The organism is Bacillus altaicus (assembly GCF_042136375.2).
GTDB lineage: Bacteria > Bacillota > Bacilli > Bacillales > Bacillaceae_G > Bacillus_A > Bacillus_A cereus_U.
This window is the reverse complement of sequence record NZ_CM143394.1, coordinates 4,125,125-4,148,936: the sequence shown is the minus strand read 5'-3', so window position 1 is coordinate 4,148,936 and position 23,812 is coordinate 4,125,125. Positions and strand designations below refer to the sequence as shown.

Sequence of the window (23,812 nt, the reverse complement as noted above, 5' to 3'; positions counted from 1 at the left end):
AATGTTTCGTTATTTTAAGTTTAAGCTAAATGATACAGTACAGTTTGCTGAAAACGATGGGCATTTGTATCGCATTGTCGGTTATCGGTTGGAAAAAGGGTTTTACCCAAAAGATGAATGGACTCATATTATTTATGAACTGCTTAGAGAATTTGACGGGTATACGATGGATGCGGAAGAAGAGGAAATTGTAAAAGTTATTCAAGTAGAGGATGAGTATTACAAAATACAAGAAGTATCGGGGTATCGCTATCCAGTAAAAATGAAGCAAAAGCAGCAAGTTATGAAAGGAGAGAAAATAGACGACTTATTAGATACATACAACGACTATAAACGATTGGCGGATTTCTTTAAAGATTTATTGTATGAACAAAAAGCTGAAGAAGTGTTGCAGGAAATGAAAAAGCTTAGAGCGTGAGGGGGGCAGTCGATTATAAGACTGTCCTCTATTTTTGACGGTGCATCAAATTATGTTTTCCGTTACAATGAGAGAATCAATAGAAATAAGGTGATTATAGTATGGAAACAAAGAAAAAGGGCGAATGGTGTGAAATCACGGTTCCAGCGACGTGGAATGGTATAAGTATTGATTCGTTGTTAAAAGTAGAATGGGAAGTACCAAAAAAGTTATTACATCAGCTTCGTATGGAAAAGGGTGTTACGGTTAACGGAGAACAGAGGAGATGGAATGAACTTTTAAAAGAAGGAGATAAGTTACAAGTTCATATGTTTATGGAGGAGGAGTACGGCGTAGAGCCGGAATACGGTGAATTAAATGTAGTGTTTGAAGATGATCACGTACTCATTGTAAATAAGCAGGGGCAAATGGATACACATCCTTCTGAAAAAAATGGGACGGGAACACTTGCCAATCTTGTTGCTTTTCATTTTCAAATGCAAGGTTTAGAGACGAAGGTTCGTCATATCCATAGGTTAGATAAAGATACGACAGGTGGTGTTGTATTCGCAAAACATAGAATTGCGGGTGCAATTATGGATCGTTTATTAATGGAACGGAAAATTAAAAGAACGTATACGGCACTTGTTGAAGGAAAAGTAAAAAAGAAGCAGGGGACAATTGACGCGGCCATCGGAAGAGATCGACATCATGCTACAAGGCGCCGTGTTTCTCCAAAGGGAGACCAAGCTATAACGTATTATAAAGTAGAGAAATATTTTAAAAAACAAGATGCGACGCTCGTAACGTTACAGTTAGAAACCGGTAGGACGCATCAAATTCGCGTTCATATGAGCTATAATGGAAATCCATTAGTTGGGGATGTATTATATGGTGGGCAAACAACATATATGTCCGGGCAAGCGTTACATGCGATGAAGATTAATTTTTTGCATCCGATTACGAAAGAAGAGATCACGGTTGACGTACCTTTCCCTACAAATTTAAACGATATAATGAAAAAATTTGAAAGAGAAAATGGGTAAAGTGTAAGTTTAAAGTTGAAAAAGGTAGATTTTTGCAGGGATTTCTCTAAAAGAGGCGAAGCCGTTAAGAGAAAAGAGGGGTGAGAATTACTTGATCAAATATAAATATATGCTAGGGATATTTTTCGCTTGTCTTTTACTTACTCTATGTATTTATCCATATTTACCAACTCGTATGGCTGTGCATTGGAACGAGAATGGTGGAGCGAACGAGTTTATGAGTAAACAAGGCGTCGTATTATTTATTCCTGCCCTTATTATTATTGTACATGGATTAATATATGTTATTTCGCATAATATATATAAGTTTAACGAAGGAGAGCATTTCATTATAAGTGGATTTATAAAGAGTATTACTTTATTTATGATGTTTGTCCATATACTAATTCTCTTTATTAATATTGGAAGTATTATATCCTTTCAGACAGGACTAACGATTGGAATTAGTATGTTTCTTTTTATGTTTAGTAAAGTGTTTAAAAAGGTGAAGGATAGAGAGAAAGAACCGATCAAATTACAAAAAATCCGTTTAGTCAGTGGGCGAATCTTTCAAGTGATGGCATGTAGCATATTATTTTCATTGCTTTTGAGCCTGAAGTGGGGATTTTATTTGTTAATTAGTGTAATAAGCTGCGGATCTATTTTGTTTATGTTCTACATTTTATACGCATACATATTAGAAAGCTATGAAACATAAAAAAGAGTCTTCTAGGAGAAGACTCTTTTTTTCTATTTACTTCGTAATAAATTGTTGTGTCCAGTAGTTGCCGCTTTCTACATAGCCAACACCGATATGAGTGAAGCCACTATTTAAGATGTTTGCACGGTGTCCAGCACTGTTCATCCAAGCTTGTACAACTTCTTCTGGAGTACGTTGACCTTGGGCGATGTTTTCACCTGCAGATTTATAAGAAATACCAAACTTCTTCATCATGTCAAACGGAGACCCGTATGTAGGGCTGTTATGATCAAAGTAGTTGTTTTTCTGCATATCTTCAGACTTAATGCGTGCTACTTTGCTTAATTCAGTATCGATTTGTAATGCTGGTAAGCCTTGTTTTGTACGCTCTGCGTTTGTTAATTCAACAACACGTTGTTCGAATTCGCTTAAAGATTTTACTTCTTCAGCAGGCTTTTGCTCAGCAGGTTTTTGTGTTTCGTTTTGAGTATTATTGTTTTCAGCTGGTTTTTGAGCTTCTGGTTTAGCAACTTCTTCAGCAGGCTTTTGTTCAGCAGGTTTTTGTGTTTCCTCAGCAGGCTTTTGAGCTTCTGGCTTAGCTGTTGGTTGTTCAGTAACAACATTTTCAGTAGGCTGTTGACCAGGAATGAAGCAATCTTGTTGGAATTGCCCTTGATTCCATTGTGCTAAAGATTCGATTCCCATAGATTGTAAGAATGCTTGTAATTCTTGTTGGCTCATTTGTTTCATCATTACTTTTGAATGCTGAATATTTTGAACTTTTATATTAGATGGTTGCACTGTTGCAGCTTGTGCATCCAAAGAAGATACTCCTAAAGTAAGTGCTGTTGCAGCGGCTACAGATAATAAAATACGTTTTTTCATGATGTATGTCCCCCATATTGTTTATTTATTTTTTTGACAGCCTGTCTGACTGACAAATTCATCGTAGCATACAATTTACAAGAAAAAAGATGGAAAAAAATTCATAGACTTCGAAATTACCTAATTTATCCTAGGAGAAGAAAGGGGCAGAAATAAGAGAAACATAGAGTATAAAAGGAATTTTCAGCATTTTTATACTTGGTTTTAAGAGGGTGTTTTTGGATAAATCTACCTAAAGCAAAAATGAAGAATCCTATTGTATCAATGGTTTGAGCAATTTTTCGAGGGATATAATGGATGGATTTTTACAAAACTGTAATGTTTCTGTTGTTCTTTTTTATAATAAAGTAACATATTTTTAATGTTGTAGCAGACAAAAAAGCGGCTATCTCTTTACATAGACGAAGGAGATAGCCGTTTTCCTATTATTACGTATGTTACGAGTTATTACGAGTTGGTTTCAATTGCTTCTAATAATAGATCTACAATGTGAATTCCTCTCATTTTATGAGAAAGATCTTCTCGTTCAATACCTAATTTCATTTGTAATAGACAACCTGGATTTGCAGTAACAATTGTCGCCGCGTCTGTTTCATGCACACGGTCCATTTTGTAATCTAGAAATTCCATTGATAACTCTGAATGAACAATATTGTAAATACCAGCAGAACCACAGCAACGGTCCGCATCTTTCATTTCGCGGTATGTTGCGCCTTGAATGGCTTCTAATAACATACGAGGCTCAGAAGATGTTCGCATAACATTGCGTAAATGACAAGAGTCTTGATACGTAATGATTTGCGGCGTGAGTCGTAAGTCATTACGTTTATGGAAATCTAGTTCTACTAGTATGGCAGTAATATCTTTAATTTTAGAAACAAATTGCTTTGCACGTTCAGCCCATTTGGGATCATCTTTTAACAGATAATCATAGTCTACGAGGTAAGCTCCGCAACCACCTGCATTCGTAATAATATAGTCGATGTTTAAATCTTCGAATGCTTCTATATTTCGCTTCGCTAATTCTTTTGCTCCACTCTTTTCGCCGGCATGCCCATGTAATGCCCCGCAGCAACTTTGTGTTTTCGGAATAACGATATCACAACCAGCTAACTGAAGAAGTTTCATCGTTGCGTTATTTGTTTCTAAAAACATCGTATCCATTAAACAACCTGTGAAGAATGCAACTTGTTTCTTCTTTGCCACCTCAGCAGGTAAAAATTCAGGACGATCTTTCATTGCTTTCATTTTAGGGACTTTTGGCAAAACGAGATCCATCGTTGCAAGTGTTTCAGGGAATAACTTCATAATACCAGTTTTATGTGTTAGCGTTTGTAAACCAGAACGCTGGTAAAATCCGATTAGCCCTGTTAATGTTCTCATTCGGTTTTGATGCGGGAATAGTCCTTCAAAAACGACTTTACGAACAGCTCTCACAGGAACTGAGAATTTTTTATTTTGATTAATAATATCACGAGTTTCTTCTAATAAATGTCCATAATTCACACCAGACGGACAAACAGGTTCACAAGCACGGCAGCCTAGGCAAACATTTAATGTGTTTTCAACATCTTCATCTGGCTCAATTAAACCATCAGCGACGGCTTTCATTAAGGCGATACGCCCTCGTGGTGAATGTGATTCTTTATATCCAGATTGAATGTAAGTAGGACAAGTCGGTAAACAAAAACCGCATCGCATACAATTTAATAGTTCATCTTCACTTAATCGTTCTTTAAATTCCTTTTGAATGTTTTCTTTATTTAATGTGGTCATCGCTCAACCACCACTCTTTTACGAGAGTCTTTCGCGAACATTTTACCTGGATTCATAATGTTATTTGGATCGAAGGCTTGTTTAATTCCTTGCATAGCAGCAATACCTTCTTTACCTAATTTCATTTCTAAATAAGGAGCTTTCATCGCGCCAACACCATGTTCACCAGTAATCGTGCCACCAAGTTCAATTGCTTTCGCAAATATTTCAGCAAAAGCTTGTTCAGCTCGGTGCATTTCTTCTTCATTACGGGCATCTGTCATACAAGTTGGGTGTAAGTTACCGTCACCAGCATGACCAAAAGTACAAATAGGAATATTATATTTCTTTGCAATTGCATTAATTGCTTCAACCATTGGAGCAATTTGTGAACGTGGTACAGTTGCATCTTCTAATATTGTTGTCGGTTTTAGTCTTGCAAGTGCTGATAGTGCACTACGGCGTGCTGTACGAAGCGCATCTGCTTCGGCTTCATCTTTTGCAACGCGAACATCGACCGCATTCATAGCACGGCAAACGTTAGCCATTTTTTCAATATCTCGATTGACAACCTCAGGCGGGCCATCTTGTTCAATTAATAAAATTGCCTTGACGTCAGTTGGTAAACCGATTTGTGCAAACTCTTCTACAACTTCAATTGTTGGTTGGTCTAAAAATTCAAGTGTCGCCGGAATAATTTTATTTGCAATAATAGCAGAAACAGCTCGAGCAGCTTCGTTAATATCTTCATATAGCGCAAGCATCGTTTTCTTCGTTTCAGGCATAGGGACAAGTTTTAATATAGCTTCCGTAACAACACCAAGTGTTCCTTCAGAACCAATAAATAAACGAGTTAAATCATAACCAGCTACATCTTTTGCTAATTTACCGCCAGTACGAATGATATCGCCGTTCGGTAAGACAAGTTCAAGCCCCATTACATAATCACGTGTTACGCCATATTTTAAACCACGTAATCCGCCGGAGTTTTCATTAATGTTACCGCCGATTGTAGAAATTTTCATAGAACTTGGATCCGGTGGATAAAATAAAGCTTTTTCTTCTACTGCTTTAATAATATCAAGTGTAATAACACCAGCTTGTACAGTAATTGTTAAATTCTCTTCGTCAATTTCTAAAATATTGTTCATATGGCGGAAAATAAGGACGATACCACCTTCAAGTGGACACGTTCCAGCGCAAAGATTTGTTCCAGATCCGCGAACATATACAGGGATTTTATGAGTGTTACACACTTTTAACACTTCGGCTATTTCATTTGTATTGCGAGGAGCAATGACTGCATCAGGCATCGCTTGGAAGTTTGGAGTGGCATCATAACTATAAGTTAAACGCCCCATATTGGATGTATCTACATTATCTTCGCCAACAATAGATACGAATGAATCAATAATTTGCTTTTCTAACATTAGAAATCCCCCTCAAACTGTTAACGTATTTAGTAATAATAAAAAACGTTGTAACAGTGCTTTCATTATAATGATAAAAAAGTCGGGGGATTCTTTCTATGTACAATCATCTAAAGATTAATCTATTTTATCGTTATTTTTTGTATGATTATCTAATAAGAGGAGTGCGAAGTATAAAACATTTAAATCTTTGAATTGTTTCGGGTCAAGTCCTGTATGTTCTTCAATTTTTTTTAGCCTGTAATGCAATGTGTTAATGTGTATATGTAATTGCTCAGCTGTCTGCTTATAAGATTGGTTATAATCGATAAATAAACGTAAAGTGTGCATAAGCTCAGGAGATGATACTAAGTTTTCAATGGTACGCTCTAGAAACTGTTCCCGAGTTTCAGTAGAAATATCTTGTAAGCACATTTCTAAACGTAAATCTTCATTAAATACAATTTCTTTCGTTTCAAGTGATACTGAAAGGGCGCGTAGTGCTTGTTCGTACGATAAGTTCATATTGCTTGGCGTAACTGTTTGTCCAATCCCGATATATAAAGTAATAGAAAATAAAGTTTCGCAGTCTTTTTTTAACCGTTTTAAAAATTGAAAGGTTTGCTCTTTGGATTGCATTGTTGTAAACAAAATAAACCGATCATTTCCCCAGCGAACAAATAAATTTTCTTTTGCTAAAATGTTGCGCATATGTTTCCAAATTTTACGCTGGAGCATCGTATTATCTTGGGCGATTGATAATAAAATAAGTTGTTTCTTCTTATATAAATCAATGCCAAGCGTTTTTGCACGATCGAGAAAACTTGGAGACCAGTCTGTATTTTGAAGCCAATCAAAGACAAATGCTTCATAAGAACGGTGCTCAAGTTCTAGTTGTTCTAAAAAGTAGTTTTCATGAATTAATAATTCGGTCATCTTACGTAATATTTCTCCGTATTGTGAAATGTTTTCAGGTTCTCCTGTAATTCCAATCACGCCGATTACTTCGTCATGGAATAGTAAAGGAAGATTCATCCCAGCTTTTACACCTTGCAGTCGTCGTTCATCATCTTTTGTAATAATGACAGTTTTCTTTTGTTTCGCACAGCGGAGTGCACCTTCATGAAATTGACCGATTCTTTCCGCATCTGTACTTGCGATAATAACGCCTTGTATATTAATAATAATAATGTTTTCAGTAATTAATCTGCGTACTTCACGTACAATTTTATTCGCTAAATCAGGAAAAAGCATAATTTGCACACCTCAAATTCTATTTGTTGTACATTATATATGTAAGTTTATTAATAAAGGAAGATTTCACATTTTCCACACATTTATTTGTTACTTTACAATTATAACGAAATCATCCGAAGATGGAGGGAATCTTTTGAGAAAGTATGTTTTTCTTCTCTGTTTTTTATTTCTATTAGTAGGGTGTCAAGGAAGTTCGTATACACCGATTGCTAAAGATAAAAGTGTTATTATAACAACGAATATAAAGGAAGGTAGTATTAGTTTTATTGATAAAAAAACAAAGAAGCTATTAACAACATGGGAATTAAATGAGCCGATTGCGGGGGTTACGTTACTTCCAAATGGCGAGGAAATACTCGTTTATGGTAAGCAATTAGAATATATGTATGTATATTCACTAGCAGAAGGAAGACAAGTGGACAAGTATAAGACTGGAAAAGGAATTGCTAATGTTATCGCATCAGATGATGGAACACAATTATTTGCTGCCGATCAAAATGAACAAAAGGTAAGGTTCTTTACGATAAAAGGAAAAGAGACAGGGAGTGTTTCAACAGGAAAAGGGCCGATAACGATGGTAGAGCATCATAACCAGTTATCTGTACTAAACTTTTATGATACGAAACTAACGACCATTGATACAAAGAAAAAAGAAGTGATACAGTCCTTTATGATTCCGCCAGCATCAACAGGAGCGACGGTTAGCGCTGATGGGAAAGAAATATGGATTGGTGGACATGGTGATGGAAGTCAAGTGAATGAGAAAGTATTAGTGTATTCTTTACAGAGCGGAGAGATGATGCGTTCTTTACATGCTCCGTTTATGCCTGTGAATATAACAAAGGATGATAAGTATGTATATGCGCTAAGTCACGGTTCGAATACGCTTAGAAAGTTTGATGCAAGTACGTATCAAGAGGTAGGATTTGCAGAAGTAGGATCTAATCCATTTGCATTTTTGAAAAGTGGTGCAGAAGGATATGTAGCTAGTTATGATAGCGATGAAGTATGCGTAATGGATATGAAGAATATGAAAATAAAACAAACAATTAAAGTCGGAAAAGGACCGTTTCAACTCATAGAGAGAGAAGGGGAAGGACAATGAGTAAATATAACGTGCTAGTCGTAGATGACGAAAGTGATATGAGGCAACTTGTCGGAATGTACTTAGATAACTTCGGATACGAGTGGGGAGAAGCTGAAAATGGAAAAGAGGCACTTCGAAAATTAGAAACGGATCATTACGATTTCGTTGTACTAGATATTATGATGCCTGAGATGGATGGGCTTTCAGTTTGTAAAGAGATTAGAAAAACGTCAGATGTACCTATTATATTTTTAACTGCAAAAGGTGAAGAGTGGAATAGGGTGAACGGCTTACGGATGGGGGCAGATGATTATATTGTAAAGCCATTTAGTCCCGGTGAACTAATTGCTCGTATGGAAGCTGTTTTAAGACGATATACAAAGCAAGAACAGCAAGAAGAGATTCAATTTGGACCGATTCTTATTAATGAAAAAAGTAGGAGGGTCGAGACGAATGGTGAGACGATTCCTCTTACGGTAAAAGAGTTCGATTTACTATATTTTCTTTGCCAACATAATGGACAAGTATTTAGCCGGGAACAATTGCTTGAAAAGGTGTGGGGATATGATTATGCAGGAAGTACAAGAACGGTAGATACGCATGTGAAAACGATGCGTCTAAAGCTAGGAGAAAGTGGAAACTACATTCAAACCGTTTGGGGTGTAGGTTATAAATTTGAGGTGTAACGTATGTTTACGATGGTACAAAAGCTTTGGCTTACAGTAGTATGTGCAGTATGTGTAACAGTTTCCTTTCTTTATTTTGTATCTTTATACTCATATGAAAAGTTATACGTTGATAATTTAAAAGATTCATTAGTAATGGAAGGGAAACGTCTTGCCACGCAATATGATAAACGTGAAGGAGTATCCACTTTTGAAGAGAAAGTAAGGGCGTATGATCAAATATCTAGTTCAGATGTCCTTTTCGTATACAATCCGCGTGATTTAAGCGCATGTTTGCCTTTTGATGTTCACCATCATTCTCTTATAAGTGAAGGGGATAGACAGGCGCTATTAGATGGGAAAACTGTGACAAAGATAGGGTATGAAGAACATTTTGATCGTAATATTATGGGTGTTGTCATCCCTGTTTTAGATAATAAAAAATTAGTTGGTATTGTATACTCTTATATTCCTTTAAAAAGTATAAAAGATTTAATATTTGATATGGGTCTTATTTTAGCACCGTTAGCACTTGCAATGATTTTAATTACAATATGGATTGGTAGAAAAATTATTATCGCTATTACGAGACCGCTTTCGCAAATGGAACGAGTTGCAAATCATTTGGCTACTGGAGATTTCTCAGAGCGGATTACAATTTCTTCAGAAGATGAAATTGGACGATTGGGAAAAGCTTTTAATAAAATGGCAAATTCTTTAGAAACAGAAGATGTAAAGCGTAAGGAGTTTTTAGCTAATGTTTCGCATGAACTTAGAACACCGCTTAGTTATATTAAAGGATATAGTGAAGCTATTTTAGACGGTGTAGCGAAGGGGCCGCAGCAGGAAAAAGTAACGCAACTTATTCATAAAGAAGCAGGTCGCATGCAGCGCCTCGTTCATGATTTATTAGATCTAGCGCAGCTAGAAGGTGAACACTTTCCCCTAAAGAAACAACCTATCGTTTTTTCACAGCTTATTGAAGATGTACTAGATACGTACGAGTTACAGTTTATAGAAAAAAAACTTCGTATTTCAACGAATTTAAATCCTGAAATTATCGTAATGATTGATGAGGATCGTATGCAACAAGTACTTCATAATGTGTTAGATAATGCGATACGTTATACAAATCAAAACGGGGATATCATAATAACATTAAAGCAAATCGATGATTATTGTGAATTGCACATAAAAGATACAGGAATAGGTATTGATAGAGAGCATTTAGAAAATCTCGGGGAACGCTTTTACCGAGTAGATAAAGCGAGAAGTCGTCAACACGGTGGAACAGGTTTAGGTCTTGCAATTGTAAGGCAAATTGTTCATATACATGATGGAGAGTGGAGAATAGAAAGTGAAAAAGGTAAGGGAACGACAGTTATTATTAAATTAAAAGCACAAGATGAGGAGAGCATATTCTAACTTTTGGAATATGCTCTTCATATTGAAGGTAAATAGTTACGCGTAAATGTATTAATTAATATCAAACAAATATCAAAAATTTGACTATTTTATGAACAAAACATTTGTACTTCTTACTAATTCGTTCTAGAATAGTTATGGATGCTAAGTTCTTATAAAACGTTACAATTGTTGTTTGGAAGATACTGAGGTGATTTAACTGGAGTACAAATCTATTAAACCGAAAAAAATTTACGAAGAAGTATCTGAAGCTATTTTAACAATGATTAAAAATGGTACGTTAAAACCTGGTGACAAACTACTTCCTGTTCATCAATTAGCTGAGCAGTTTCAAGTTGGCAGATCTGCTGTTCGTGAAGCGCTAAGTGCGCTAAGAGCAATGGGCTTAATTGAAATGAAACAAGGAGAAGGTACATATGTAAGGAATTTCGATCCTTCTTCATTAACAAAATCACTAAATAACAAGTTATTAATGAAGAAAGAGGATATTTTGAATTTATTAGAAGTACGGAAGGTGCTCGAAGTGGGGGCAGTTCGAGCGGCAGCGGCAAAACGTACGGAAGCTAATTTGCAAAATATGAAGCATTGGTTAGATGAAATGGCAAAGAGCATTGGAGATGAGAAGGCTGGCGAAAAAGCAGACTTTCATTTTCATATGGGAATTGCAGAATCTTCGCATAATAACATCTTACTTGAGCTCATGAATCATGTTTCAGAGATGATTGCTGAAACGATTGGTGAATCAAGACGCATTATTTTATATGGTGAACAAACAACATCAGAACGACTTTTAGAAGAGCATCAATCTATATATAATGCGGTGTTAAAGCAAGATGTGGAATTAGCGCAGCAAGCAATGCTAAATCATTTAACAAATGTAGAACATATTGTCACAGGTAAAAGCGACATAAATTCGTAATTTAATCTTTTAAAATTCTAATTTTCTGATAAAATAGAGAGAGAGATTAAGTAAACGTTTTCTTTAGAAGAGGGAGAGGATAGGCCATGGTTGAGCCTACTTCTTCTAATCTTAGTCATCTGATGACCATATGATTGTTGGCGAAGTTGTAATGAGGGGGAATTATAGTTATGAAAGTTACTTTATTTGTTACTTGTATAGTCGATATGTTTGAAACAAACGTCGGCAAAGCAACAGTTGAAGTATTGGAGCGTTTAGGTTGTGAAATTGAATTTCCAGAAGCACAAGTTTGTTGTGGTCAGCCTGCATATAATAGCGGCCATGTAGAAGCAGCAAAAGAAGCGATGAAACATATGATTGAAACTTTCGAAGATGCAGAATATATCGTTACGCCATCTGGCTCTTGTGCGACAATGTTTCATGAGTATCCGCATGTTTTTAAAGATGATCCGAAGTGGGCTAAACGTGCACAAAAGGTTGCTGATAAAACATATGAATTCACACAATTTATTGTAGATGTTTTAAAAGTTACAGATGTTGGTGCAAGTTTACCAGGGATAGCTACTATTCATAAATCTTGTCATATGACACGCCTGCTTGGAGTAAAAGAGGCACCAGGAATTTTATTATCAAACGTAAAAGGATTAATTGTGAGAGAACTGCCAAACGTGCAAAATTGTTGTGGGTTTGGGGGAACGTTTTCAGTTAAGATGACTCCAATTTCTGAGCAAATGGTAGATGAAAAAGTAGATAGTGTAATGGAAACAGGTGCTGATTATTTAATTGGTGCAGATTGTGGGTGTTTGTTAAACATTGGCGGACGTATTGAGCGTTTAGGAAAAGAAGTAAAAGTAATGCATATTGCTGAGGTCTTGAATAGTCGCTCATGAAGGGGGAACATAAGCTATGTCTATGAAAATCAGTGAGAAAAAATTTAATGATCGCGTTGGCGATGGAATTCAAGATTCGTTTATGCGCGGGGCAGTATCTTCTGCACAAACGCGTTTATATACAAATCGATTGAAAGCAGCTGAAGAGTTAGGGAACTGGGAAGAGTGGCGTGAACTAGGTGAACAAATTCGTCAACATACGTTAGAAAATCTTGATTATTACTTAATGCAGTTAAGTGAAAATGTATCAAAAAGAGGCGGTCACGTTTACTTTGCGAAAACGAAAGAGGATGCAGCAAAGTACATTCAAGACGTTGCAAAAAAGAAACAAGCGAAGAAAGTTGTAAAATCAAAATCAATGGTAACTGAAGAAATTAGTATGAATCATGCCCTTGAAGAGATTGGTTGTGAAGTGTTAGAGAGTGACTTAGGAGAGTATATCTTACAAGTAGATAACGATCCACCATCACATATTATTGCACCTGCGCTTCATAAAAACAGAACGCAAATTCGTGATGTATTTAAAGAAAAACTTGGATATGAAAATTCTGATGATCCATACGAAATGACAAAGTTTGTTCGTAAACAACTTCGTGAGAAATTTATGGATGCAGAAATTGGTGTGACAGGTTGTAACTTCGCTGTTGCAAATACGGGCTCTCTTTGTTTAGTAACGAACGAAGGTAATGCCGATCTTGTTATGTCGATTCCGAAAACACAAATTGCAGTAATGGGTATGGAACGTATGGTTCCGACAATGGAAGAATTAGATGTTTTAGTTGGTTTACTATGTCGTAGTGCAGTAGGTCAAAAGCTAACAAGTTATGTAACAGTAGCAGGACCAATTCAAGAGGAAGAGGTAGATGGACCAGAAGAGTTTCATTTAGTCGTTGTTGATAATGGACGCTCTCAAATTCTTGGATCGGAATTCCGTTCAATATTGCAATGTATTCGTTGTGCTGCTTGTGTCAATGTATGTCCTGTGTATCGTCACGTTGGTGGACATTCATATGGTTCTATTTATTCAGGACCAATTGGTGCAGTGTTAACACCACTTTTAGGTGGGTATGACGATTACAAAGAGCTTCCTTATGCATCTAGTTTATGCGGAGCATGTACAGAAGCTTGTCCAGTAAAGATTCCGTTACATGATTTATTATTAAAACATCGTCAAGTTATCGTTGAGCAAGAAGGACGTGCCCCACTTGCAGAGAAATTAGCAATGAAAATGTTTAGTATGGGCGCATCTTCAGCAGCTTTATATAAAATGGGATCAAAAATAGCACCGGCAGCAATGAGTCCATTTACATCTGGTAACCGTGTATCAAAAGGTGTTGGACCACTTAAAAACTGGACGGATATTCGTGAATTCCCGGCTCCAAGTAAAGAACGATTCCGTGATTGGTATAAAGATCATAAGAAAGGCGGGGACAAATAATGACAGGATTAATTCAAAACCGTGAGTCCTTTCTAGATAATATCGCAAAAGAACTTGGGCGCGCGCGTAAAACGGAAGGCGTAGAACGTCCAGCATGGAAAAGTAATGTGAATGAAGAAACGTTAAAAGATTATTCACAAGAAGAACTGTTAGAAGTATTTAAAAATCAATGTACAAACATTCATACAACTGTTGTGGAAACGACAAACGACTGTTTACGTGAGGATATTCAAAAAGTAATCGTTGAAAACGGCGGAGGACCTATTATATTATCAGCAGATGAGCGTTTTGATTCCTATGGATTGACTTCTTTATTTAAAGAAGAGCTTCCAAAGCAAAATGTTGAAGTAAATATATGGGATCCTGAGAAAAAAGAAGAGAATATGCGTATAGCGGAAAAAGCGAATATTGGAATCGCATTTAGTGATTATACTTTAGCGGAATCGGGTACGATTGTTGTACAAAGTCATAAAGGACAAGGGCGTTCTTTACACTTTTTACCGACTGTATATTTTGCTATTATTCCACGTGAAACACTTGTACCTCGTATTACACAAGCAGTTCAACATATGAACTCTCGTGTGGAAAAAGGTGAAGCAGTCGCATCTTGTATTAACTTTATTACAGGACCAAGTAACTCAGCGGATATTGAAATGAATCTTGTGGTCGGAGTACATGGACCATTAAAAGCAGTATATTTCATCGTATAAAATAGGGGAAAGCAGGCCGGAAAACGGCCTGCTTTTTTAATAGAATAAAGATAATATGAAGTAGAAGTTCTCTCCTTTTTTTGTTATGTTCTTTTGGAAAGGAGAGGAAGGGATGTTCACTTATTTATATGCATTGTTAGTGGGTATGGTGTTTGGTTCTTTTTTTATGGTAATCGCAATGAGGGTTCCAGTAGGTGAATCTATTATTACACCGCGTTCGTATTGTCACTACTGCAAGTATACGTTACAGCCGAAAGAACTGATTCCAATCATTTCATTTTGTATACAAAAAGGGCGTTGTACAAGTTGTAAAAGAAAAATCTCAAGTTTGTACATAGTATTTGAATTTGTTACAGGGAGTTTATTTTTTCTTACTGTATATGTAATTGGAATAGAAAGAGAGCTCATCATCATTTTATCGCTCTTTTCTTTACTTCTTATTATTTCAGTTACAGATTTAGTATATATGCTAATACCTAATCGTATTTTAATTTGGTTTGGGCTTTTTCTTATTTTAGAATGTATTTTTGTACCGTTAGTTACTTGGATAGATAGTATAGCTGGTAGTGGAACTATATTCATTTTGTTATATTGCATGCAAAGGATTTATCCAGATGGTCTTGGCGGAGGTGATGTGAAATTACTTTCATTACTCGGATTTGTAATAGGAGTGAAAGGTATTTTTATAACTTTATTTTTAGCATCTTGCTTTAGCCTTTGTTTTTTCGGAATAGGTATAGCGTTAAAACGTATAAAAATAAAAACTCCAATTCCGTTCGGACCTTTTATTAGCCTTGGGGCAATATGTTATGTGTTGGTCACATATGCAAAATAGAGAGGAGATAGAAAATGAATGTATATATGGATGATCAAAGGGGTTGTCCGTATGGATATGTTTTGGCAATTACAGTAGAATCTGCCTTGAAATATGTAGGGAGCTAAAACCTCCAAAGTAAAACTTTGGAGGTTTTAATGTTTCATATGTGCTTGTAAAGGAATAATTTCCTCCGTTTGAGCTGCTACTAATTCAGTTTTCTCTTGTTTAACATCAGGTGCTTTCTTTGTTAAGTAATGATATACCATACCGACAAATACCGATCCGCCAATAATGTTACCGATTGTAACTGGAATTAAGTTATGAATAGCTCCAGCGAAAGTAATTGTATCAGGATGTGGTGAAACTAAAGATAAGGCAAACAATGATAAGTTTGCAATGCTATGCTCATAGCCAGATAAGAAGAATGTGAAAACGAGCATCATCATCATCAATATTTTTGCTGTATCACCTTTTACTTGAGAAGGTAAGAAGCAAGCGAGACATACGAGCCAGTTACATAAAATTGCTTTGAAGAATAATTGCATAGTAGGTGTATTCATCTTTCCTTCAACGACTTTATTCATTAAATGACCGTGATCAATTGCTTCGAAAATTCCAGTTGCGTAAAATAATAAAGCAAAGAATAAAGCACCAGCTAAGTTACCTGCATAACAAGTAACCCAGTTGCGAAGTGTATCAGAAATAGTTGTTTCTTTTCTCAAAGTTGCCACTGTAAAGTACATTGTATTGCCAGTAAATAATTCAGCGCCGCCATATATAATAAGTACCAGAGCAATTCCGAAAAACATGGAGGAAGCTAAATATGTTGCTGGTGAATCTGCAATATGAAAGAAATTACCTAACTTGAAACATAGTACAATAATAAATCCAATATAAATGCCCGCGAGTGCAGCACGGATGAAATATTGCATTGGGTTTGTATCTAGCATTTGCTTTTTGCTCTTAGCCAGTTTTACAACGTAATCTAATCCTTGTTCTAGCATGAGTAATACGCTCCTTTAGTACATCGTCTATAAATACTCCTTATATAAATAAAGTACATGGATTTGTTCATAGTTTCAATAAGTTTGTGCAATGTTTCACAAAAAGGACATACATCCAGAGGGGAAGCGTTTACAAAAGGTAGTATAATGGAATTTTTTTAAAAATAGAGAGGGGATTGGAACGAGGGAAAAAGAAAAAGCGCTGTAATTACAGCGCTTTTTCGTCTAAATTCTTTTCTACTTTTACTTCTACTTCTTTCGAGAAGAACCAACCGCAAACTGCGATTCCAATTAATACAATCCAGAATGTAAGCTTCCACGGAGTAGATTCTGGGAATGAATGTGGAAGGACATTTAAAGCAGGGTGTGCTAGCGTATAAACTGTTAATTTCACACCAACCCAACCTACAATTAAAAATGCTGCAGTTTCAAGTCCTGGTTTACGTTTTAATATTTGTACGAAAGCAGTTGCTGCAAATCGCATTATAACTAATCCGATAAGTCCACCTGTAAAGATAACGATAAATTGACCTGTATCAAGACTACCAATCGTACCTAATCCTGTTTTCGGTAAAGTCACTGCTAATGCAACAGCAGCTAAAATTGAATCAACAGCGAAGGCGATATCAGCAACTTCGACTTTAAATACAGTCCACCAAAAGTTCTCTTGTTTTTTCTTTGCTTCTTTTTCTTCTGTTTCTTCATGTGTATTCTTTTTAACATACGTTTTAAATAAGTGATTCCCCGCGATAAACATAAGATAAATCGCACCAATTGCTTGCACTTGCCATACATCGACTAGGAACGAAATCATAAATAGTGATCCGAAGCGGAAAACGAACGCTCCTGCTAATCCATAAAATAGTGCTTTCTTTCGTTTTTCTTCTGGTAAATGTTTTACCATAATTGCGAGAACGAGAGCGTTATCAGCTGCTAAAATCCCCTCTAGTGCAATTAGGATGAGTAATACCCAACCATACTCCAATAATAATGATACATCCATGTACATTCTCCTCTCATTTCTATAAAGACTAAACAAGTGAAGAAGTTCCCCACTGTTTAGTTTCCCCATACTCCTGCGTATCAACGGTGGAAGGAATTTGAAAACAAAAAAGACCTCTGCCGTTGATAGGCAAAGGTCTTGCTAGACATATGTAATGAAAATGCCAACAAAGCCGGAAGAACTAAGTTCTACGTAATGACGACTTTGTTTCCAAGAAATAGTTCTTGGACGCTACTCCCCTTTGGAGATATGCTATTGTATTCTCATTATATGGATAAATTATACGGTTGTCAACCTGTTAAAATATCTTCGTTGGGATATTTTATTTTTCTTTGTTTTTTACGTGCAAATGAAAAGGCTAATGTTAAAGGCCCCATCTTTCCAAAAAACATCATAAAGATAATAATTGTTTTGCCGATGATTGTTAAGTGTGGCGTCAAATTCATGCTAAGGCCGACAGTTCCAAATGCTGAAAATACTTCAAAAGCACTCATTAATAAAGAAACTTTCTCAGTGATGCTTAAAATTAAAATAGAAAGAAAAATAAACGAAATTGAAATAATAGTAATCGTTAATGATTTGACAATGAGCGCATCTTTAATGGATTTTTTAAACACGACAATATCATCTTGTTCTTGCAAAAATTTAAATACGCCGAAAAACATAATTAAAAAAGTTGTTAACTTAATCCCGCCACCAGTAGAAGCACTGCCAGCACCAATAAACATAAGAAGCATCATTAATAAAAGAGAAGGTTTTGATAATGCAGAGATATCAACAGTATTAAACCCGGCAGTACGCGTTGAAACCGCTTGAAAATAAGCAGCCATACCTTCTTCAAATGGTGTAAAACCTCTCATGGAAATTGAATTATGAAACTCGAATGTGAAAATAAAAACTGTAGCAATAATATTGACGATAAGAGTAGAAGAGAGCATAAGCTTTGAGTGTAAAGTAAGGTTTTTAAAGTTTTTCTTTCTTTTTATATCTACGATAACCGTAAAACCAATCCCACCTAAAATAATGAGGGAAGAAATAACGAGATTGACGAGAATACTATGGGAGTGCGACATTAAATTATCGCTCCACACAGAAAATCCAGCATTGTTAAAGGCTGAGATAGAATGAAAAAAGCTGTAATATATCCCTTTGGTAACCCCGTATTTTGGTACCCATTCAAAGGAGAGAAATAAAGTAGCGATACATTCTACAGTAAAAGAAAATAAAAATAATGCTTTTGCAAGACGAATTATTCCGCCGACATTTGTTTGGTTTAATGCTTGTTGTAATAAAATCCGGTTTTGAAGGCCGATTTTTCTGCCGAGCATAATTGCGATTAAAACAGCAAAGCTCATAATGCCAAGCCCGCCAACTTGTATAAGTGTTAAAATGACACATTGGCCAAATAGGGTAAATACTTTACCAGTGTCCACAACACCAAGCCCTGTAACCGTACAAGCAGAAACCGTTGTAAATAAGGCATCGAGCCATGAAATAGACGTTGTTGTAGCAATTGGCAATTTCAATAGGCATGTACCGATAATCGATAGCGTGATAAAAGATACAGTAAGAACACGGGGAGGACTCATGCTAATGTTAATCCGTTTCATTTCACATATCGTTCCTTTCGATTTGCTCTTACTAGTATGTGGAGAAGCACTATTATGTATGTTAAAAGAGAAAGAGGCAGAGAATATCTGCCTCTAAGCCATAGGTTATATAGTTATCCGCGTAATTGTTGTTGAGCTAAAGCAACAAGACGTTTCGTTACTTCACCGCCAACTGATCCGTTAGAACGAGAAGCTGTATTAGATCCTAAGCTTACACCGAATTCTTGTGCGATTTCATATTTGAATTGTTCAAGTGCTTGCTCTGCACCCGGAACTAGTAATTTGTTTGTTTTCACCATGTTGATACACATCCTTAAAGAGTAATCCAGTTTAGCTAAGTGCTATCTGGTAATGTTATTTTATGTGTAAACGACGTACTCATACCCGGAAGTAAACGGTGTGATTAGAAGTTCTTGGATAGAAAAAAGAGTAGCAAATTTGCTACTCTTTTTTCAGTATTGTCGCTGTACCTTCTACGACAATATCATCAGATTGATTATATATGTTTGTTTGCAATGTGATGATTTTTTTATCGTCCCGCTTTTTAATAACTTCTGCCACAACGCGAAGTGTATCACCGATTTTGACAGGAGCACGGAATGAAACGTTTTGTGATAAATAAATCGTATTTTTGCCAGGGAGTTTCGTTCCAAGAATGGTAGAGATAAAACTTGAAACGAGCATGCCATGGGCAATACGTTCTTTGAACATTGTCGTTTTTGCAAAAGAGTCTAAAATGTGAATAGGATTTACATCTCCAGTCAATTTTGCAAAATTGATAACGTCCTCATCCGTAATTTTTTTTGTAAGTGATGCTTGATCACCGACTTGAATCTCATCGTAACGAAGCTCTGGAACAGTTTGTGCTTCTTGAAATGGATTCATTTTGTCCTCCTTCTTTTCCATATCGAAAAATGTAAGCCATCTTGATGTAGTAGGAGGAAGAAAGAGTTTTGTTTGTGCTGCAGTTAGTTGCCACATTTTTCTTACTTGATGGAAGTAAATAGATTTTTTGAGTTTTCCTCGAATTGCTTTGCGAGTTCTAGTTGTTTGGACTTGAACTCTCCCAAAAAAACGTCTAACTGTTTTTGAACCTCTACACGCTGCGACTGTTGTTGTTCAATAAAGTGTTTTGTTGTTTCTTCAAATTGGCCGCTAGTTTGAGTAAGAATAGACAAAGATGTTTTCGTAGGCGAAACAGTAAGTTGGTGCATTTGATTAGAAAGCTCATTCCACTTTTCTTGCCACTCGTTAATTTGATCATTTAAGGAGTTTCCAGTTAATTGCTTCACATAGTCTGTATATTGGTTATTGAACTGAGCAGTGAATTGATGTAGTTCTTTTTCTAGTTCATCTACTCCTGATGTTAATTTATGCAAAGCGTCTTGTTGTTGTTTTAACGTTTCTAAAGTAAGTTGCTCTAATTGTTTCCCAGCTGAAGAGAAGAGGGAAAGAGATTGAGACCAGTTTTTCCAAAATGCATCGACTAATTCGTATGGCTTAGTTTCCATTGTGTGACCTCCAAATGTTTTTTTGCATATTATGAACGCAGATTACTCTGCTGTACCACCAGGTGAAGATGAAGAATCCTTTTCATCCTTTTCTGGAGAAGTAGAAAATGGAAAGAATGCATTGGTGTATAACGTGAAAAACGTCCGCAACATATTTTGATAATGTTCAAAAGAAGTCGCACATGTTGTTAAATATTGCTCTCCATATTCTGTTAAAGAATAAATTCGTTTCGCTGGCCCGCCTTCGCTTGTATCCCAAGTAGAAGAAATAAGATTTTCTTTTTCTAATTTGCGTAGTGTCCTATACACATTACCTTGGTCAACAGAAGAAAAGCCGATGTCCATTAGCATTTGAATAAGTTTGTAACCATGAAGACTCCAGTCTTTTAGACAGAGAAGTAAGAAAGGAACTAAGAAGTTTTTTGGCATGGAGTTTGGTTGTTTCGCTTGGTTTTTTTCCAAACTTTCTGGGTGTTCTGGTTCATTATGTAGCATGATTGTGCATCACCTCATGAATCAGTTAGATGGAATTTTTTGCTTATAAGTGCAATTTACACCTATCTGTTTTTAATGTCAATACATTTGTTGGAAAATAAAGAAAAATAAAATATATACTTGAATTTCTATTCGGAATATTAGAAAATAGTGAATAGGTTGAATTGTTTCAAAAACGAAAAAGGGAGTGTAGTCGAAGTGATTGATCAAAAATTCGATCCATTGCAAGCATGGAAAAATGCTTATGAACAAACCGAAACATTTTGGGGAAAAGCGCTCAATGAAACAATTAAAACAGAAGAATATTCTGCTTGGATGGGCAGCGTTCTAGATTTGAATTTGTTTTATCAGAAAGCATTAAATGATACGACAAAAAATTATTTAGAACAGGTGAATGTGCCGACGAGAGAGGATATCGCTAGAGTAGCTACGCTTGTTATTAACTTAGAAAATAAAGTTGATAACATCGAGGAAATTCTAGAAGAGAAAGTGGATTCATTAGGACAAGCTCCTACATTAAAGCGTGATGTTACGAAAGTAAAACAAGATATGCGCACATTAGAAACGAAAGTTGATCAAATTTTAGAATTGCTAGAAAAGCAAAATGCAGTACTAGCTAAACTACAAGTACCTGTAAAAGAAGAAGTAAAGCCTGTAAATAAGCCAGAAAATAAAAAATGATAATCGCGTTTGTTTATAACGTGTAAAAGAGAGAGGGAGAATCTCTTTTCATATATAAACAACGAAACATAATTAATATATGGACTCAATTAGTATGAGTACCAAAATGATTCATAACAATCGTTCACAAATTCATTTAAGGGGGAAAAGAAATGGTTCAATTAAATGGCAAAGTAGCAATCGTAACAGGTGGGGCAAAAGGAATTGGAAAAGCAATTACAGTAGCATTAGCACAAGAGGGAGCAAAAGTAGTTATTAACTATAACAGCAGTAAAGAAGCAGCTGAAAACTTAGTAAATGAATTAGGAAAAGAAGGACATGATGTTTATGCAGTTCAAGCGGATGTTTCTAAAGTAGAAGATGCAAACAGACTTGTAGAAGAAGCTGTGAATCATTTTGGTAAAGTTGATATCCTTGTTAATAATGCTGGTATTACAAGAGATCGTACATTCAAAAAGTTAAATCGTGAAGATTGGGAGCGCGTAATTGACGTGAACTTAAGCAGTGTATTTAATACAACAAGCGCTGTACTTCCATACATATCGGAAGCAGAAGAAGGTAGAATCATTAGTATTTCGTCTATTATTGGCCAAGCTGGTGGATTTGGACAAACAAACTACTCAGCAGCAAAAGCAGGTATGTTAGGATTTACAAAATCATTAGCGTTAGAACTTGCAAGAACAAATGTAACTGTAAACGCAATTTGCCCAGGATTTATTGATACTGAAATGGTAGCAGAAGTACCAGAAGAAGTGCGTCAAAAAATCGTTGCGAAAATCCCGAAAAAACGTTTTGGTCAAGCTGATGAAATTGCAAGAGGTGTAGTATATCTATGCCGTGACGGTGCGTATATCACAGGTCAGCAATTAAACATTAACGGCGGATTATACATGTAATGAAGTAAGAAAAAAGTGCATATCCATAGCAGGAATGCACTTCTTTTTTTAGAAAGAAATTGACCAAAAAGGAGATAGAAAAAATGACTACATTCGTAACGGAATGGGAAAAGCAATTGGAGTTGTACCCAGAAGAATATCGTAAAGCATATCGCCGTGTGAAAAGAGCGAGCGAAGTTTTATTACGCGAACCAGAACCACAAGTTGGTTTAACGCCGAAAGAGGTTATTTGGACGAAGAATAAAACGAAGCTTTATCGTTACATTCCAAAACAAGAAAAAACACAGAGAGTTCCAATCTTATTAATATACGCTCTTATTAATAAACCGTATATTATGGATTTAACTCCAGGTAATAGTTTAGTGGAATATTTAGTAGATCGTGGTTTTGATGTGTATATGCTTGATTGGGGCACATTTGGTTTAGAAGATAGTCATTTGAAATTTGATGATTTCGTGTTCGATTATATTGCAAAAGCAGTGAAAAAGGTAATGAGAACTGCAAAATCGGACGAGATTTCTTTACTTGGTTATTGCATGGGTGGAACGTTAACATCTATTTATGCAGCGCTTCATCCGGACATGCCAATTCGTAACTTGATTTTTATGACAAGTCCTTTTGATTTCTCTGAAACAGGATTATACGGTCCTTTATTAGATGAGAAATATTTCAATTTAGATAAAGCGGTGGATACATTCGGAAATATTCCGCCAGAAATGATTGATTTCGGAAATAAGATGTTAAAACCAATTACAAACTTTGTCGGCCCATATGTTGCTTTAGTCGATCGTTCAGAAAATGAGCGCTTCGTCGAAAGTTGGAAATTAGTTCAAAAGTGGGTAGGCGATGGTATTCCGTTCCCAGGTGAATCTTATAGACAATGGATTCGTGATTTTTATCAAAATAATAAATTAGTGAAGGGTGAACTCGTTATTCGCGGACAAAAGGTAGACCTTGCAAATATTAAGGCGAATGTCCTAAATATTTCTGCGAAACGTGATCACATTGCTCTGCCATGTCAAGTAGAAGCTTTACTTGATCATATTTCTAGCACAGATAAAGAGTATGTATGTTTGCCGACAGGACATATGTCTATCGTGTATGGTGGAACGGCTGTAAAGCAAACATATCCGACGGTTGGGAATTGGCTTGAAGAGCGTTCTAATTAAAGAGAAGAAATCCAACTAGCGTATGTTAGTTGGATTTTTTTATGGGAAATGACGAAACATAGGA

25 protein-coding genes, 1 pseudogene and 1 riboswitch are annotated in these 23,812 nt (G+C 36.0%); of the genes and pseudogenes, 15 read left to right on the top strand and 11 right to left on the bottom strand.

Going from position 1 to position 23,812, the window contains the following annotated elements:
- Window position 1 precedes the first annotated feature (1 nt).
- The 3 genes from ACE38F_RS21475 (at window position 2) to ACE38F_RS21465 (ending at window position 2,140) form a co-directional block, all read left to right on the top strand.
- The gene (locus ACE38F_RS21475) at window positions 2-418 is read left to right on the top strand and encodes a histidinol dehydrogenase (RefSeq protein WP_375369856.1); all 417 of its coding nucleotides are present in this window, start codon (window positions 2-4) and stop codon (window positions 416-418) included.
- A 101-nt stretch (window positions 419-519) separates the two neighbouring features.
- On the top strand, window positions 520-1,443 hold the full coding sequence (locus tag ACE38F_RS21470) for an RluA family pseudouridine synthase (protein ID WP_375369855.1): 924 nt from the start codon (window positions 520-522) through the stop codon (window positions 1,441-1,443).
- 91 nt (window positions 1,444-1,534) lie between these two features.
- The gene (locus ACE38F_RS21465; RefSeq protein WP_375369854.1) at window positions 1,535-2,140 is read left to right on the top strand and encodes a DUF1648 domain-containing protein; all 606 of its coding nucleotides are present in this window, start codon (window positions 1,535-1,537) and stop codon (window positions 2,138-2,140) included.
- A 36-nt stretch (window positions 2,141-2,176) separates the two neighbouring features.
- Here the strand turns inward: ACE38F_RS21465 and ACE38F_RS21460 are convergent, their stop codons facing one another.
- The 4 genes from ACE38F_RS21460 to ACE38F_RS21445 form a co-directional block, all read right to left on the bottom strand.
- Entirely contained in the window at window positions 2,177-3,007 is an 831-nt protein-coding gene (locus tag ACE38F_RS21460; RefSeq protein WP_375369853.1) for a CAP domain-containing protein, read from the bottom strand.
- Between the two features lie 447 nt (window positions 3,008-3,454).
- Window positions 3,455-4,783 carry a (Fe-S)-binding protein gene (locus ACE38F_RS21455; RefSeq protein ID WP_375369852.1) on the bottom strand — a complete coding sequence of 443 codons (1,329 nt, stop codon included), beginning with the start codon at window positions 4,781-4,783 and terminating at the stop codon, window positions 3,455-3,457.
- The gene (glcD, locus tag ACE38F_RS21450; RefSeq protein WP_375369851.1) at window positions 4,780-6,192 is read right to left on the bottom strand and encodes a glycolate oxidase subunit GlcD; all 1,413 of its coding nucleotides are present in this window, start codon (window positions 6,190-6,192) and stop codon (window positions 4,780-4,782) included. The genes ACE38F_RS21455 and glcD overlap by 4 nt, the downstream gene beginning before the upstream one ends.
- A 117-nt stretch (window positions 6,193-6,309) precedes the next feature.
- Entirely contained in the window at window positions 6,310-7,425 is a 1,116-nt protein-coding gene (locus tag ACE38F_RS21445) for a CdaR family transcriptional regulator (protein WP_375369850.1), read from the bottom strand.
- A 136-nt stretch (window positions 7,426-7,561) separates the two neighbouring features.
- On the opposite strand from ACE38F_RS21445, the gene ACE38F_RS21440 reads away from it, so the two are divergent.
- From ACE38F_RS21440 to ACE38F_RS21400, 9 genes and pseudogenes are all read left to right on the top strand, one after another.
- A complete protein-coding gene (locus ACE38F_RS21440) occupies window positions 7,562-8,533 on the top strand; it encodes a YncE family protein (protein WP_215552716.1) in 972 nt (323 codons plus the stop codon).
- Window positions 8,530-9,201 (top strand): response regulator transcription factor, encoded by a 672-nt coding sequence (locus ACE38F_RS21435; protein WP_002126137.1) that lies wholly within the window; start codon window positions 8,530-8,532, stop codon window positions 9,199-9,201. Before ACE38F_RS21440 ends, ACE38F_RS21435 begins: the two co-directional genes overlap by 4 nt.
- A 3-nt stretch (window positions 9,202-9,204) precedes the next feature.
- Window positions 9,205-10,605 (top strand): sensor histidine kinase, encoded by a 1,401-nt coding sequence (locus tag ACE38F_RS21430; RefSeq protein ID WP_088098832.1) that lies wholly within the window; start codon window positions 9,205-9,207, stop codon window positions 10,603-10,605.
- A gap of 229 nt (window positions 10,606-10,834) precedes the next feature.
- Entirely contained in the window at window positions 10,835-11,524 is a 690-nt protein-coding gene (locus ACE38F_RS21425) for a FadR/GntR family transcriptional regulator (RefSeq protein ID WP_255298756.1), read from the top strand.
- Window positions 11,525-11,694: 170 nt separating this feature from the next.
- A complete protein-coding gene (locus ACE38F_RS21420; protein ID WP_215555645.1) occupies window positions 11,695-12,414 on the top strand; it encodes a (Fe-S)-binding protein in 720 nt (239 codons plus the stop codon).
- Window positions 12,415-12,430: 16 nt separating this feature from the next.
- Window positions 12,431-13,852 carry a LutB/LldF family L-lactate oxidation iron-sulfur protein gene (locus ACE38F_RS21415; protein WP_002158757.1) on the top strand — a complete coding sequence of 474 codons (1,422 nt, stop codon included), beginning with the start codon at window positions 12,431-12,433 and terminating at the stop codon, window positions 13,850-13,852.
- A complete protein-coding gene (locus tag ACE38F_RS21410; RefSeq protein WP_341307342.1) occupies window positions 13,852-14,562 on the top strand; it encodes a LutC/YkgG family protein in 711 nt (236 codons plus the stop codon). Before ACE38F_RS21415 ends, ACE38F_RS21410 begins: the two co-directional genes overlap by 1 nt.
- A 112-nt stretch (window positions 14,563-14,674) precedes the next feature.
- Complete coding sequence (locus ACE38F_RS21405; protein ID WP_375369849.1) at window positions 14,675-15,397, top strand: prepilin peptidase; 723 nt, start codon at window positions 14,675-14,677, stop codon at window positions 15,395-15,397.
- Between the two features lie 14 nt (window positions 15,398-15,411).
- A pseudogene (locus tag ACE38F_RS21400) lies at window positions 15,412-15,495 on the top strand (cyclic-phosphate processing receiver domain-containing protein); the annotation flags it as partial.
- Between the two features lie 36 nt (window positions 15,496-15,531).
- Here the strand turns inward: ACE38F_RS21400 and ACE38F_RS21395 are convergent.
- The 7 genes from ACE38F_RS21395 to phaQ all read right to left on the bottom strand — a co-directional run bounded on the left by ACE38F_RS21395 (window position 15,532) and on the right by phaQ (window position 21,002).
- Entirely contained in the window at window positions 15,532-16,383 is an 852-nt protein-coding gene (locus ACE38F_RS21395; protein ID WP_375369848.1) for a formate/nitrite transporter family protein, read from the bottom strand.
- A 208-nt stretch (window positions 16,384-16,591) separates the two neighbouring features.
- Window positions 16,592-17,386: a TerC family protein gene (locus ACE38F_RS21390; RefSeq protein WP_215555649.1), complete on the bottom strand. Its 795-nt coding sequence runs from the start codon at window positions 17,384-17,386 to the stop codon at window positions 16,592-16,594.
- A 79-nt stretch (window positions 17,387-17,465) separates the two neighbouring features.
- Window positions 17,466-17,638: riboswitch (yybP-ykoY riboswitch) on the bottom strand.
- 38 nt (window positions 17,639-17,676) lie between these two features.
- The gene (locus ACE38F_RS21385; RefSeq protein ID WP_375369847.1) at window positions 17,677-18,996 is read right to left on the bottom strand and encodes a TrkH family potassium uptake protein; all 1,320 of its coding nucleotides are present in this window, start codon (window positions 18,994-18,996) and stop codon (window positions 17,677-17,679) included.
- A 113-nt stretch (window positions 18,997-19,109) separates the two neighbouring features.
- A complete protein-coding gene (locus ACE38F_RS21380) occupies window positions 19,110-19,295 on the bottom strand; it encodes an alpha/beta-type small acid-soluble spore protein (RefSeq protein WP_000241212.1) in 186 nt (61 codons plus the stop codon).
- Window positions 19,296-19,437: 142 nt separating this feature from the next.
- Window positions 19,438-19,881, bottom strand: a complete 444-nt coding sequence (locus ACE38F_RS21375) for a MaoC family dehydratase (RefSeq protein ID WP_001067911.1) — start codon at window positions 19,879-19,881, stop codon at window positions 19,438-19,440.
- Between the two features lie 101 nt (window positions 19,882-19,982).
- Window positions 19,983-20,507, bottom strand: coding sequence for a polyhydroxyalkanoic acid inclusion protein PhaP (phaP, locus tag ACE38F_RS21370; protein WP_215555651.1), 525 nt, complete (start codon window positions 20,505-20,507; stop codon window positions 19,983-19,985).
- Between the two features lie 42 nt (window positions 20,508-20,549).
- Complete coding sequence (gene phaQ, locus ACE38F_RS21365; RefSeq protein ID WP_000903018.1) at window positions 20,550-21,002, bottom strand: poly-beta-hydroxybutyrate-responsive repressor; 453 nt, start codon at window positions 21,000-21,002, stop codon at window positions 20,550-20,552.
- Between the two features lie 198 nt (window positions 21,003-21,200).
- On the opposite strand from phaQ, the gene phaR reads away from it, so the two are divergent.
- The 3 genes from phaR to phaC all read left to right on the top strand — a co-directional run bounded on the left by phaR (window position 21,201) and on the right by phaC (window position 23,748).
- The gene (phaR, locus tag ACE38F_RS21360) at window positions 21,201-21,683 is read left to right on the top strand and encodes a polyhydroxyalkanoic acid synthase subunit PhaR (protein WP_000566956.1); all 483 of its coding nucleotides are present in this window, start codon (window positions 21,201-21,203) and stop codon (window positions 21,681-21,683) included.
- A gap of 152 nt (window positions 21,684-21,835) precedes the next feature.
- The gene (locus ACE38F_RS21355) at window positions 21,836-22,579 is read left to right on the top strand and encodes an acetoacetyl-CoA reductase (RefSeq protein WP_215555652.1); all 744 of its coding nucleotides are present in this window, start codon (window positions 21,836-21,838) and stop codon (window positions 22,577-22,579) included.
- Between the two features lie 83 nt (window positions 22,580-22,662).
- On the top strand, window positions 22,663-23,748 hold the full coding sequence (gene phaC, locus ACE38F_RS21350; protein WP_002011573.1) for a class III poly(R)-hydroxyalkanoic acid synthase subunit PhaC: 1,086 nt from the start codon (window positions 22,663-22,665) through the stop codon (window positions 23,746-23,748).
- Window positions 23,749-23,812 lie beyond the last annotated feature (64 nt).